This window comes from Mycobacterium europaeum (assembly GCF_034555895.2).
GTDB lineage: Bacteria > Actinomycetota > Actinomycetes > Mycobacteriales > Mycobacteriaceae > Mycobacterium > Mycobacterium europaeum.
Window position 1 is genome coordinate 3356452 of record NZ_CP157315.1, and the last position, 13472, is coordinate 3369923.

12 protein-coding genes are annotated in these 13472 nt (G+C 68.2%); 9 read left to right on the plus strand and 3 right to left on the minus strand.

From position 1 onward, the window contains the following. Window positions 1-2: 2 nt before the first annotated feature. Window positions 3-800: a universal stress protein gene (locus U8D42_RS15255; RefSeq protein WP_322859807.1), complete on the minus strand. Its 798-nt coding sequence runs from the start codon at window positions 798-800 to the stop codon at window positions 3-5. A 233-nt stretch (window positions 801-1033) separates the two neighbouring features. Here U8D42_RS15255 and U8D42_RS15260 point away from each other — a divergent pair, with 233 nt between their 5' ends. The 5 genes from U8D42_RS15260 (at window position 1034) to U8D42_RS15280 (ending at window position 7703) form a co-directional block, all read left to right on the plus strand. Continuing rightward, on the plus strand, window positions 1034-3358 hold the full coding sequence (locus tag U8D42_RS15260; RefSeq protein ID WP_322859806.1) for a nitric-oxide reductase large subunit: 2325 nt from the start codon (window positions 1034-1036) through the stop codon (window positions 3356-3358). Between the two features lie 3 nt (window positions 3359-3361). Next, a complete protein-coding gene (locus tag U8D42_RS15265; protein ID WP_322859805.1) occupies window positions 3362-3988 on the plus strand; it encodes a hypothetical protein in 627 nt (208 codons plus the stop codon). Then, window positions 3985-4782 (plus strand): slipin family protein, encoded by a 798-nt coding sequence (locus U8D42_RS15270; protein ID WP_322859804.1) that lies wholly within the window; start codon window positions 3985-3987, stop codon window positions 4780-4782. The genes U8D42_RS15265 and U8D42_RS15270 overlap by 4 nt, the downstream gene beginning before the upstream one ends. 543 nt (window positions 4783-5325) lie before the next feature. After that, a complete protein-coding gene (locus U8D42_RS15275) occupies window positions 5326-6471 on the plus strand; it encodes a PPE family protein (protein WP_322859803.1) in 1146 nt (381 codons plus the stop codon). Window positions 6472-6578: 107 nt separating this feature from the next. Further along, window positions 6579-7703, plus strand: a complete 1125-nt coding sequence (locus tag U8D42_RS15280; protein ID WP_322859802.1) for a PPE family protein — start codon at window positions 6579-6581, stop codon at window positions 7701-7703. 6 nt (window positions 7704-7709) lie between these two features. Here the strand turns inward: U8D42_RS15280 and U8D42_RS15285 are convergent, their stop codons facing one another. Further along, complete coding sequence (locus U8D42_RS15285) at window positions 7710-8039, minus strand: hypothetical protein (protein WP_085243464.1); 330 nt, start codon at window positions 8037-8039, stop codon at window positions 7710-7712. A gap of 33 nt (window positions 8040-8072) precedes the next feature. On the opposite strand from U8D42_RS15285, the gene hisN reads away from it, so the two are divergent. From hisN to U8D42_RS15300, 3 genes are all read left to right on the plus strand, one after another. Further along, complete coding sequence (hisN, locus tag U8D42_RS15290) at window positions 8073-8861, plus strand: histidinol-phosphatase (RefSeq protein WP_322859801.1); 789 nt, start codon at window positions 8073-8075, stop codon at window positions 8859-8861. 78 nt (window positions 8862-8939) lie between these two features. Further along, window positions 8940-10346 carry an acyl-CoA dehydrogenase family protein gene (locus U8D42_RS15295; protein ID WP_322859800.1) on the plus strand — a complete coding sequence of 469 codons (1407 nt, stop codon included), beginning with the start codon at window positions 8940-8942 and terminating at the stop codon, window positions 10344-10346. Between the two features lie 33 nt (window positions 10347-10379). After that, window positions 10380-11585, plus strand: a complete 1206-nt coding sequence (locus U8D42_RS15300; RefSeq protein WP_322859799.1) for an acyl-CoA dehydrogenase family protein — start codon at window positions 10380-10382, stop codon at window positions 11583-11585. Here U8D42_RS15300 and U8D42_RS15305 read toward each other — a convergent pair. Continuing rightward, entirely contained in the window at window positions 11578-12435 is an 858-nt protein-coding gene (locus U8D42_RS15305) for an oxidoreductase (protein ID WP_322859798.1), read from the minus strand. The two genes, U8D42_RS15300 and U8D42_RS15305, sit on opposite strands and share 8 nt — an antisense overlap. A gap of 22 nt (window positions 12436-12457) precedes the next feature. On the opposite strand from U8D42_RS15305, the gene U8D42_RS15310 reads away from it, so the two are divergent. Next, a complete protein-coding gene (locus U8D42_RS15310) occupies window positions 12458-13456 on the plus strand; it encodes an acryloyl-CoA reductase (protein ID WP_322859797.1) in 999 nt (332 codons plus the stop codon). Window positions 13457-13472: the final 16 nt, after the last annotated feature.

Here is a 13472-nt window from a genome sequence, read left to right on the forward strand (position 1 = left end):
CGTCACAGGTTGCCGGACCGTATCGCCAGCACGGAATGGGTCCCGTCGCAAAGCCGCTCGGCGGTATGACCTTCGGTGACCAACAACTGTCCCGCTTCCGGGTTGGCGCGCAGGTACTGCTCCACACTGCCGCGCGCGATCGCGGACTCCGCCCGCACGTCGGGGTACAGCCGCGTCCAACGCGCGAGGCGTCGAGTCAATTGCGCCCGTGCCGAGCGCGTTCCGTCGCCGGCGCCCTCGGCGTCCTCGCCGCGGCACACCCAGAGCGCGCGCAGCGTGGCTCCGCGCAGCCTCGCCTCGTCGAACGCATGCCGCAGCACCACGCCGTTGCCGGCCTCGACCAGCACGGTGTTGACCTTCGGCGCCGCCGACCGTTTTGCCGGCTGCCGGATCACGGCGACCGGGCACCGGGCGGAGCGGGCCAACACCTTCGCGACGGAGGTTGCGCCTTGGCGGGCATGGTCGAGTCCGATGGAACCGATGCACAGCATGGCCGCCGAACTCGACGCCTCCAGCAGCTTGGCGAGCGGTCGTCCGCACAGGATCTCGGTTTCGACCTTGACCGGGGCGCCGGTGGCTTCCACGGACCGATGGGCGTCGGCCAGCGCCGTCCTCGCGGCGGCGAGGCTCGCCTCGCAGGCGTTCGCGGTGGTGGCCTCGCGCGGGTCGACGACGTAGACCAATCGCATCGGGATGTCGCGGCTGACCGCCTCGTCGATCGCCCACAGGACGGCCTGCTCGGCCGCCCTCGAGCCGTCCACACCGACGACGACTTCCGGAGCCGGGAAGCTATTGCCCATCGCGGTCTCCTCTGCTGAGGTGTAAAGCGGGAAACTTTCGCGTCGCTCAGCCACACGTTATGGGCGGGAAACCACTCTCTCCCAGGGGCATTGGTCCCGAAAACAATGCCATTGGCCCCCTGGGACGTGCGACGGCGAACATGCGTTCCCCGTGACGACAACCGAATACAAGCTGTTTGCGCAGACGGACAGCGGGGCACCACCACCCATCACCGGAGACGGGAGACTCGCCCATGGCCGCTCAACAGACCGCCCGACCGGCTTCTTCGCAGCCCCTGGTGGGCAAAGGCTGGATCCAGGGCGTCGCCCTGGTGATGATCTTCGGCTTCCTGGTCATGGGCGTCCTGGCCTACCGCACGTACTCGGCATCGATGCCGATGCCGGACAAGGTTGTCGACGAGTCGGGCCAGCTGCTCTTCACGGGCGACGACATCACCCGGGGTCAGGAGCTCTACCAGGCTCGCGGCCTGATGGAATACGGTTCGGTGCTGGGGCATGGCGCATATCTGGGGCCCGACTACACCGCGGAATACCTGCGCATGGCGACGCAGGACGTCGCCGACCAGCTGCGGGGTCAGGGGGTGGCCGACCCGCACGACCGCGTGGTCACCGAGTTCCGCACCAACCGCTACAACCCCACCACCAAGACGCTGGTGTTCACCAACCGGCAGGCCGCGGCGTTCGACCACATCCAAAGCCACTACGCCGCCTACTTCGGCGAGAACTCGACGAAATACGGCCTCTTGCCCCAGATGATCACGGACAAGGCACAGATTCGCGACCTGACGGCGTTCTTCGCATGGACCGCCTGGGCGGGCGCGGCCGAACGCCCGGGCCACAAGTACACCTACACCAACAACTGGCCGGCCGAACCGCGCGTCGACAACGGCCCCACCGCACCGGTGATCGTATGGTCAGCGCTGTCGCTGATCGCGCTGCTGGGTGGCATCGGCGTCATGTTCGCGGTGTACGGACGGTGGAGCCAGAAGGTGGGCTGGCACAGCGCCGAGTCGTCCACGCTGTCCTTCCGCCAGCCCGGCGAGGTGAGCCTGACGCCGGCGCAGCGGGCCACGATCTGGTTCTTCGCGATCGTGTCGGTGCTGTTCCTGGCGCAGACGCTGCTGGGCGCGGCGGCCGAGCATTACCGGGCCGACTTGTCGACGTTCTTCGGGCTGGATCTGGCCCGGGTGCTGCCATACAACCTGGCCCGGACCTGGCACGTGCAGCTGGCGCTGTTCTGGACCGCGGCGGCCTTCCTGGCCGGTGGCATCTTCCTGGTGCCGTTCATCGCCCGCCGGGAGCCGCGCCGCCAGGGCCTGCTGGCCTATGTGTTGCTCGGAGCGGTCGCGGTGGTGGTGTTCGGTTCGCTGATCTGCGAGGCGCTCTCCATCTACGGAGTGATCCCGCATGGGCTGCTGTCTCAGCAGTGGGAGTATCTCGACCTGCCGCGGCTGTTCCAGATCCTGCTGATCATCGGCATGTTCGTGTGGATCGCGATCATCTTCCGGGGCATGCGCGCCCGGCTCAAAGGCGAATCGAAGATGAACATGCCGTGGTTATTCTTCTTCTCCGGATTGGCGATCCCCGCCTTCTACACCGTCGGGCTGTTGGCCAGCAGCGGCACGCATTACACGGTCGCCGAATTCTGGCGGTTCTGGGTGGTGCACCTGTGGGTCGAGGACTTCCTCGAACTCTTCACCACCGTGATGGTGGCCTACATGTTCGTGTTGCTGGGAGTGGTGCGCGAGCGGATCGCGCTGGGCGTGATCTTCCTTGACGTCATCCTGTACTCCGCCGGTGGCGTCATCGGCACCATGCACCACCTGTACTTCTCGGGCACCCCGGTGGAACACATGGCGCTGGGCGCGTTCTTCTCGGCGGCCGAGGTCATTCCGTTGACCTTCCTCACCGTCGAGGCGTGGGCGTTCCTGCAACTGGGTTCGCGACAGCAGTCCGGCGACGCCAACCCGTTCCCGCACCGGTGGGCCGTCATGTTCCTGGTCGCCGTGGGCTTCTGGAACTTCTTGGGCGCGGGCATTTTCGGGTTCCTGATCAACCTGCCGATCGTGTCCTACTACCAGATCGGCACCGCGCTCACGGCCAACCATGCGCACGGCGCGATGATGGGGGTCTACGGCATGCTCGCCGTAGGCCTGGCGATGTTCGCTTTCCGCTACGTGATCCCGGCCGACAAATGGCCGGAGAAGTTGGCGCGAACCTCGTTCTGGTGCATGAACATCGGCCTGGCCTGGATGGTGTTCGTCACCCTGCTGCCGCTGGGCGTCCTGCAGCTTTACCACTCGGTCAACAACGGCTACTTCGAGGCGCGCTCGCTGGGCTACATCACCAGACCCGGCAACGCGGTGATCGAATGGCTGCGGATGCCCGGCGATCTCATCCTCATCGTCGGCGGCGTCCTGCCGTTCGTGTGGATCGCCTGGATCGCGCTGCGCAACTTCCGCACGGGCTCGACGGTTCAAGAGCTGCCCGAACATCCGCTGTACGTCGAGGCCCCGACCGAGCCGGAGGCCGGCGCCACGGTGTCGGCGAAGGACTGAGCGGTGACTCAACCGGCCGCCTCGGTATGGCTGATCGCCGGGTATTCCCTCGCCCTGCTGGCCATCGGCTGGAGCTTCGACTCGATGGCCCGACGGGCGTCGGCGCGCGCCGCGCGTTGGCGCACGGGACACTTCACCTACCGGCCGGATCACGATGCCTGGGTGTGTCCACGGGATCACTGGCTGTGGCCGACGTCGTTCGATCCACGGCACCGGGTCATGCGATATCGCGCCCAGCCGGTGGTGTGCAACAGCTGTCCCATCAAGTCCAGCTGCACGACGTCCGACCACGGCCGGGAGATCAGCCGCGAGGTGGACCCGTGGCCGCATTCCGACGCGGGGCGATTCCACCGCGGGATCGCTTGTTGCGTAGCGGGATTCGGGATCGTGCTGCCCCTGGCGACGATGGTCGCCAATCACTCGGGCGCTGACGTGCTGGTCCTGGCGGGCACCATCTCGATCGTCGCGCTGCTCGGCCTGCCGCTGATCCGCCACCTGTGGAACACGCCGTCCAACGCACCCGAGCATCTGCCGCATCGCACCGCGCTCGAGGACCAGGCGGCCGCGGCGATCGACAGGTATTCCACCCGCTGGGGCAGCTGGGAAAGCAAGGAGGGCAACGCAACATGACCGCCGTGGTGATCGTCGCCGTCATCGCCGGGGTCGTCGGGCTCGCCGTGCTCGCGGTGTGGTCGCTGGCCGTGCTGCGCGAGTACGAGCGCGGAGTCGTCTTCCGGATGGGGCACGTGCGCCCGCTGTACGGTCCCGGTCTTCGCTTCCTGATCCCCTTTCTGGACAGGATGATCCGCGTGGATCAGCGATTGGTGACACTGACCATTCCCCCGCAGGAGGTGATCACCCGCGACAACGTACCGGCCAGGGTCAACGCCGTCGTGATGTTCCAGGTGATGGAACCGCTCAAAGCGATTCTGGCGGTGGAGAATTACGCGGTGGCCACCTCGCAGATCGCCCAGACGACACTGCGTTCGCTGCTGGGACGGGCCGACTTGGACACCCTGCTGGCCCACCGCGAGGACCTCAACAGCGACCTGCGCACGATCATCGAAAAGCAGACCGAACCGTGGGGCGTGCAGGTCCGCGTCGTGGAGATCAAAGACGTCGAGATTCCCGAATCGATGCAGCGGGCGATGGCCCGCGAGGCCGAAGCAGAACGCGAGCGCCGCGCGAAGGTCATCAACGCGCGAGGCGAACTGCAGGCGTCCGAGGAGTTGCGCGAAGCCGCCGAGACGCTGTCCAAGAGCCCGGCTTCCCTACAGTTGCGCTATCTGCAGACGCTGTTGGAGCTGGGGGCGGACCAGAACTCGACGGTCGTCTTTCCACTGCCCGTGGACATCATCACACCGTTCTTGCGGCATCCGGAGGTGCTGCAGGACGTGGTCGACAACCTCAATCACCGAGGCTGAGAAAGCCCCCAGTCGAGCTCTGGAGTTCATTCAGACCTGTCAGGAATTCACCTGATCCCACGCGGCACACGTAGATCTCTGCCAGTTTTGAGGCACCCAAGACAGAGGTCTGCTAAAGATGCCCGGTGCGCGTGCCGTAAGGCCACCTCGATCGGAGATCAAGTCCTTCACGGGATCTCGCGACCCGGCAGACCGAATTAACGTCGCCCGTCCACGAAGTAAATCTCCGGTTAACTCTGCACGCCCTACCGCCACGAATTCAGCGGAAAATCCACGTTTTGCCGCCGCGCCTGCGAGTTTGAACACGTCAGAGAACCGAAGGTCGCTTGAGATGTTCCGTGCACACGCCCCACCGACAACGTGCGCGAGGCTGCCCGGCCAGACGTAGACGGCGACCGTCCGCCGTCATCGCCGTCCGCCCGCATCACCAGACTCCCCGCGCTTTCCCGTCCGCGAGCGGCCACCGCCGAAGCGGCGGCCATCCGACATCGCGCCGTATGCCGCGCGACCTAACACTCAATCTACCTAAGGAGCTGTGACACAATGGATTTCGCCTTCTTACCCCCAGAGATCAACTCTACCCGGATGTACGGTGGCCCCGGGTCTGGCTCGCTGCTCGCCGCCGCGGGCAGCTGGGACTCGCTGTCGGCCGAATTGGCCACCACGGCCGACTACTACGAATCGGTGCTCTCGACCCTGAGCTTGCAGTGGGGCGGCGCGGCTTCGGAGGCGATGGCGGCCGCCGCCGCCCACTATGTGGGTTGGCTGCAGACGGCCGCCGAGCAGACGAAGCAGACGGCCATGCAGGTCCGGGCGGCCGCGGCGGCCTATGACCAAGCGCACGCGATGACGGTCCCCCCACCAGCGGTCACGGCCAACCGCACCCAATTGTCATCGCTGGTGGCGACCAACGTGTTGGGCCAGAACACCGCGGCGATCGCGGCCACCGAGGCGCAGTACGCCGAGTATTGGTCCCAGGACGCCTCCGCGATGGCCGGGTACGCGAGCTCCTCGGCGGCGGCAACACAGTTGCCACGGTTCGCCTCCCCGAGCAACTCCACCAACGAAGCGGGGCTGACCGCTCAGAAGGCCTCGGTCACCCAGGCCGTCAACACCGCCGCGGCCACCACCCCGGTGTCACAGGTCATTGCCGCGGCGCCGAATCTGCAGGCGACCGCCACCCTGCCGACGAACCCCATCATCCCGGAGGACTTCACCGTGCTCGACGGCATCCTGGCCAGCTACTCGACGATCAACGCCACCTACTACATAGAGGCATTCGCCTCCGGCATCATCGGGGCCGAGAAAAACCTGGGCATCTTGCCCAAACTGGCCACGGCATCCGATGTAGCCCCGGCGTTGACCGCGGCACCGCAGATCACCGGAGCCGCATCGACCCTCGGCGGTGGTGCGGGGCTGGGCAACATCACCGCAACCCTTGCCCGCGCCAACAACATCGGGCCGATGTCCGTACCGGCGAGCTGGTCCGCACCGGCAACCACCCATATCGCAGAGCTGCAACCCGCCGGCCTGACGACACTTCCCGGCACCGACGAGGTCGCCGCGTCCGGTTATCCGGGTTATCCCGGAATGCCCGGGGGCGCGCTGTCGCGCTCCACCGGCGTGGGTGTCCCGCCCCGATACGGCGTCCGGCTCACGGTGATGCCACGCCCGCCCGCGGCCGGGTGACACACCGCTAGCCCGATGACGGGTCGCTCGGCACGAATGTCGAGTCGACCCATCGCACTCGCGTTCCGGTATCTCGCCGCATACCCAGCCAAGGAAAGTGACGCAAGATGGATTTCGCTTTCGTGCCGCCGGAGATCAACTCTGGGCGGATGTACAGCGGGCCCGGCGCCGGCCCGCTGTTGGCGGCCGCGGGGAGTTGGGACTCGCTGTCGGCCGAGTTGGATATCACCGCCGCGACCTATGAATCGGTGTTGTCGGGCCTGACCCGTTTGCACTGGCGCGGCCACGCCGCCGAATCGATGTCGGCTGCGGCCGCCCCTTACATGGATTGGCTGTATGCGACCGCTGATCTGACGAAGCAGACGGCCATGCGGGCCCGGGCCGCCGCGGCGGCCTATGAACAGGCATTCGCGATGACGGTGCCGCCAGTAGCCGTCACGGCCAACCGCACCCAGCTGGCGATGCTGGTGGCGACCAACTTCTTCGGCCAGAATGCCGCGGCGATCGCCGCCGCCGAGGCCCAGTACGCCGAATATTGGGCGCAGGACGCCGCCGCGATGTCCGGCTACGCCGTCTCCTCCGCGGCGGCCACCCAGTTGCCGGCGTTCTCCTCCCCCCGCCAGAGCACCACCCCGACCGCGATGACCGCCCAGAGCGCCGCGGTCACCAAAGCGGTCAACAGCGCCTTCGCCCCGGTGTCGCAGCCGGTTTCGGCGACATCAACCCTGCCGACGAACCCGATCCTCCCCGAGGACTTCACCGCGCTCGACGCCATCCTCACTTTTATCTTCACCATGAAAGCCGTCGACTACGAGCAGGCACTCGTCACCGGCATCATCGGCGCCGAGAGCGATTTGGGCGTGCTGCCCAACCTCGGAGCGGCCGCGGCGCCCGCGCTCGTCCCGGTGCTCGCCGCGGCCCCCCAGTTGGGCGGTGCCGCCTCGGGGCTCGGGGCGGCGAGCCTGGGCGACGTCACCGCGACTCTTGCCCGCGCCGGAACCATCGGCTCGATGTCGGTGCCCGCGAGCTGGACCGCACCCGGCAGCCCCATCACGGCGCTACCCGGCGCCGGCTATCCGGTACTTTTCGGGATCGACCAGCCAGTCGCTTCCGCAACCGGCATGCCGGGAGTCCCCGGGATACCAGGCGGGACGGCCTCGCGAGCCACGATGGTCGTCCCGCGGTACGGCGCCCGCATCACGGTGATGGCGCGGCCGCCGGCCGCCGGATAGCGGACGCTACACCGGGGGCGGCTCGGCCGGCGCCATCCTCCAGTTGTCCGGATTCTTCGGCGAATACACCACCGGGAACAACTGGCCCATGGTCGGCCAGTGGTCGACGTCGACCGCCATGCGCTGATACACCGCATGCTCGCTGACGGTGGGTCCGTTGATCACCCCGGCGATGGTGACGAACTGTTCACCGGTGGCCTCCGGCCGCGGGCTCACCCCGGTCACCAGCAGCGTGCCGTTGAGCAGTTCACCGCGAGGGCCGCGAGGGAGGAACCGCTGGGCCAGGAACACCGCCAGGACGGCCACCAGCAGGATCAGCACACCGAATTCCCACACGCCGCCATGGTAGGGCCGTGATAGGACTGCGTCATGAGCCGGGACGATCTGACGTTGGCGCTGACGCTGGCCGACCGCGCGGACGCGCTGACCTCCGCCCGGTTCGGGGCGCTCGACCTGCGTGTTGACACCAAACCCGACCTGACGCCGGTCACCGACGCCGACCGCGCGGTCGAGATCGGGCTGCGCGAGGTGCTGGGACGCGAACGACCGCACGACAGCATCGTCGGCGAGGAGTTCGGCGGAACCACCTCCTTCACCGGAAGGCAGTGGATCGTCGACCCCATCGACGGCACCAAGAACTTCGTGCGGGGGGTGCCGGTCTGGGCCAGCCTGATCGCGCTGCTCGAAGACGGGGTGCCCACGGTCGGCGTCGTCAGCGCACCCGCGCTGCAGCGGCGCTGGTGGGCGGCACGGGGCCAGGGCGCCTTCGTCTCGGTCGACGGCGCGCCGCCGCGCCGGCTGGCGGTTTCCTCTGTGGCACAACTGGATTCGGCCAGCCTCTCATTCTCCAGCCTGTCCGGCTGGGCGCAGCGCGGACTGCGCGAGCGCTTCCTCGCGCTGACCGACGCGGTGTGGCGGGTGCGCGCCTTCGGCGACTTCCTCTCCTACTGCCTGCTGGCCGAGGGCGCCGTCGACATCGCCGCCGAGCCCGAGGTGTCGGTGTGGGACCTCGCCGCCCTCGACATCCTGGTGCGCGAGGCGGGCGGGAACCTGACCGGGCTCGACGGCATCGCCGGGCCGCACCGCGGCAGCGCCGTGGCGACGAACGGGCCGCTGCACGCGCCGGTGCTCGGCATCCTCGCCGGTGCTGTGAATTAGTTAACAGGTGTTCTCGGTGATCTTACTCCGGAGTAAGATAGGGTTATCCGCATCGCCCCAACAGCAGAGGCTGCCGACATGACCGACACTCGTTCCGGTTCACCACAAACGCCCAAATCCGCCCGCTCACGCAAGCGCAAAGACCGGCAGAGCGGGATCGGGCTGCAACCGCACAAGCGCACGGGCGTCGACATCGCCATCGCGCTGCTCACCCCGCTGATGGGGCAGGAGTTCCTGGACAAATACCAACTGCGCGACCCCGTCAACCGCGGCCTGCAGTACGGCACGAAGACGATCTTCTCCACGGCCGCCGCGGCGTCCCGGCAGTTCAACAGGCTGCAGAATCTGCGCGGGGGGCCGACCCGGCTCAAGTCGAGCGGCAAGGACTACTTCGACCTGACACCCGACGACGACCAAAAGATGATCGTCGAGACGCTCACCGAATTCGCCGAGGAGGTGCTGCGGCCCGCGGCTCACGACGCCGACGAGGCGGCGACCTACCCGCCCGATCTGATCGCCAAGGCCGCCGAGTTGGGCATCACCGCGATCAACATCCCCGAGGACTTCGACGGCATCGCCGCCCACCGCTCCAGCGTCACCAACGTGCTGGTGGCCGAGGCGCTGGCCTACGGCGACATGGGTCTCGCGCTGCCGATCCTGGCCCCCGGCGGCGTGGCCGCCGCGCTGACCCACTGGGGCAGCGCGGACCAGCAGGCCACCTACCTGCACGAGTTCGCCGGCGAGAACGTGCCCCAGGCCTGCGTCGCGATCGCCGAGCCGCAGCCGCTGTTCGACCCCACCCGCCTGGCGACCACCGCGGTGCGCACCCCGAGCGGCTACCGCCTCGACGGTGTGAAGTCGTTGGTCCCGGCGGCGGCCGACGCCGAGCTGTTCGTCGTCGGGGCGCAACTCGACGGCAAGCCGGCGCTGTTCATCGTCGAGTCGTCGACGAAAGGCCTTACCGTCAAGGCGGATCCGAGCATGGGCTTGCGCGCGGCGGCCCTGGGCCACCTGGAGCTGTCCGGCGTGACGGTACCGCTGACCGCGCGGCTCGGCGAGCACGAGGCAACCGATGACGACTACTCGGAGGCGATCGCGCTGGCCCGGCTGGGCTGGGCGGCGCTGGCGGTGGGCACCTCGCACGCGGTGCTCGACTACGTCGTCCCCTACGTCAAGGAGCGCGAAGCCTTCGGCGAGCCGATCGCCCACCGCCAGGCCGTCGCCTTCATGTGCGCCAACATCGCCATCGAGCTCGACGGGCTGCGGCTGATCACCTGGCGCGGCGCGGCCCGCGCCGAGCAGGGCCTGCCCTTCGTTCGCGAGGCGGCGCTGGCCAAGCGGCTCGGCACCGACAAGGGCATGCAGATCGGCCTCGACGGCGTCCAGCTGCTCGGCGGCCACGGCTTCACCAAGGAACACCCGGTCGAGCGCTGGTACCGCGACCTGCGGGCCATCGGCGTGGCCGAGGGTGTCGTCGTCATCTAAGTCGTTTCGTCAACTCAAGCCGAAAGATCAATCATGGCAATCAATCTCGAACTGCCCCGCAAGCTGCAAGCGGTGGCCGTCAAGACCCACCAGGGTGCCGCCGAGCTGATGCGGCCGATCGCCCGCAAGTACGACCTCAAGGAGCACGCTTACCCCGTCGAGCTCGACACGCTGTACAATCTGTTCGCGGGCGCGTCGGAATCGCTCGAATTCGCCGGGGCCGACAAGCTGGGCGACGAAAACCAGGACCGGGACCAAAACCACAACGGCGCCAACATGGCCGCGCTGCTGCAGACCTTGGAGGCCTGCTGGGGCGACGTCGCGATGATGCTCTCGGTGCCCTATCAGGGCCTGGGCAACGCGGCCATCTCCGCCGTCGCCACCCCGGAGCAGCTGGAGCGCCTGGGCAAGGTCTGGGCGGCGATGGCGATCACCGAACCGGGCTTCGGCTCCGACTCGGCGGCGGTGTCGACCACCGCCAAGCTGGACGGCGACGAGTACGTGATCAACGGCGAAAAGATCTATGTCACCGCCGGCTCGCGCGCCACCCACATCGTGGTGTGGGCCACGCTGGACAAGTCACAGGGGCGGGCGGCGATCAAGTCGTTCATCGTTCCCCGCGAGCACCCCGGGGTCACCGTCGAACGGCTCGAGCGCAAGCTCGGCATCAAGGGCTCCGACACCGCGGCGATCCGGTTCGACAACGTCCGCATCCCCAGGGAGAACCTGCTCGGGAACCCGGAAATCGAAGTCGGCAAGGGCTTTTCCGGCGTCATGGAGACCTTCGACAACACCCGTCCCATCGTGGCCGCCATGGCGATCGGGGTGGCCCGCGCCGCCCTGGAGGAAATCCGCAAGATCCTCACCGAGGCCGGGGTGGAGATCTCCTACGACAAACCGTCGCACGCCCAGAGCGCCCCGGCCGCCGAGTTCCTGCGGATGGAGGCCGACTGGGAGGCCGCGTACCTGCTGGCGCTGCGGGCGGCCTGGCAGGCCGACAACAAGATCCCCAACTCCAAAGAGGCCTCGATGAGCAAGGCCAAGGCCGGCCGCATGGCCAGCGACGTCACCCTCAAGTCCGTCGAATTGGCCGGCACCGCAGGCTATTCCGAGCAGTCGATGCTGGAAAAGTGGGCCCGCGACTCCAAGATCCTCGACATCTTCGAGGGCACCCAGCAGATTCAGCAGCTGGTGGTCGCCCGGCGCCTGCTGGGCCTGTCGTCGGCCGAGCTCAAGTAGCGATCGCGTCCAGCCGCTCGCGGGTGTCGTCGTCGAGCTGGATGGAGGCGACGTCGAGGTTCTCCTCCAGGTGGCGCACCGACGAGGTGCCGGGGATCAGCAGCACGTTGGGCGCCACGCTAAGCGTCCACGCCAGCGCGACCTGCGCCGGCGTCCGCCCGAGCCGCTCGGCGGCCTCGACCACCAGTTCGTGGGTGAGCACGGGATTCGGCTGGATGAAGGCCGCCCCCAGCGGGAAGAACGGAACGAACGCGATACCCCGCGCCGCGCACTCGTCCAGGACGGGCCGCGATGACCGGTCGACGAGATTGAAAGCGTTTTGCACACAGACGATTTCGGTGCGGTCGAGGGCGTGCAGCAGGTGTTCGCGGTTGACGTTGCTCAGCCCGACGCCGCCGATCAGACCGTCGTCGCGCGCTTGGATCATGACCGAAAGCTGGTCGTCGAAGAGCTGATCCGGGCCGTCGCTTTCGAACACGCGCAGGTTGACCGCGGCCAACTGGTCGACGCCGAGCGCGCGCAGGTTGGTCTCGATGTCGCGGCGCAGGTCGGCGGGGTCGTCGACCGGCAGCCAGCCGCCGCGGTCGTCGCGGCGCCCGCCGACCTTGCTCACCAGCGCCAGGTTCTCCGGGTACGGATGCAGCGCCTCGCGGATCAGCTCGTTGGCCACGTCGGGGCCGTAGAACTGGGCGGTGTCGATGTGGTCGACGCCGAGTTCGACCGCCCGCCGCAGCACGGCCAGCGCCTCGTCGCGGTCCCGCGGCGGGCCGAACACGTTCGGGCCCGGCAACTGCATGGCGCCGAAGCCCACCCGGGAGACCGAAAAGCGACCGAGTGGAAAGGAATCCATACGGTGAGGTTAGCGTCGAGGGATGGACACGTTTCAAGCGCTCGTCGCTCGGGAAGATGGTGACCGGATCACCGCGTCGGTCGAGACGCTGAGCCACTCGGACCTGCCGCCCGGCGAGGTGACGATCCGGGTCCTGTATTCGAGCGTCAACTACAAGGACGCGCTGGCGCTGACCCCGCGCGGCGGCGTGGTGCGCAGCTACCCGGTGGTGCCCGGCATCGACCTGACCGGCGAGGTCGTCGAGTCCGGGTCACCCGACTTCACCGTCGGCGAGCAGGTGCTGGCCCACGGATACCAGATCGGCACCGGCCACCACGGCGGCTACGCCGAATACGCGCGGCTGCCGGCCGACCAGGTCGTCGCGCTCGGGGCGTTGAGCCCACGGGAGGGCGCCGCGATCGGCACCGCCGGCTTCACCGCCGCGATGAGCGTGCAGGCGCTGATCGACTGGGGCGTCCAGCCCGGCGCCGGGCCGGTGGTGGTCACCGGGGCCTCCGGCGGCGTCGGCTCGGTCAGCGTGGACCTGCTGGCCGCCGCGGGCTATCGGGTGGTCGCCTCGACCGGCAAGGAGTCAGCGGCCGGGCTGCTGAAAGAGCTTGGCGCCGCGGACGTTATCGGCCGGCTGCCGGAGGACCCCGACGCCAAGCCGCGGCCGTTGGCCAAGGCGCGCTGGGCGGCCGCGGTGGATTGCGTGGGCGGCGCGACGCTGGCCGACGTGCTCAGCGCCGTCGACTACGGCGGGGCGGTGGCCTGCAGCGGCCTGACGGGTGGTCCGGCTTTGCACACCACGGTGATGCCGTTCATCCTGCGCGGCATCGCGCTGTTGGGGATGGACTCGGTGCAGATGCCGATCGACCGGCGTCGCAAACTGTGGGCGCTGCTGGGCGATTCGCTGCGGCCCCGCCATCTGGACTCGCTCACCAGCGACGTCGACGTCAGGGACGTGGTCGATGTGCTGGACCAGGTGCGCGCCGGCAAGTTCACCGGGCGTGCGGTGGTGCGGGTGGCCGACGGATTTTGAGCCGGCAGTAGGCTGT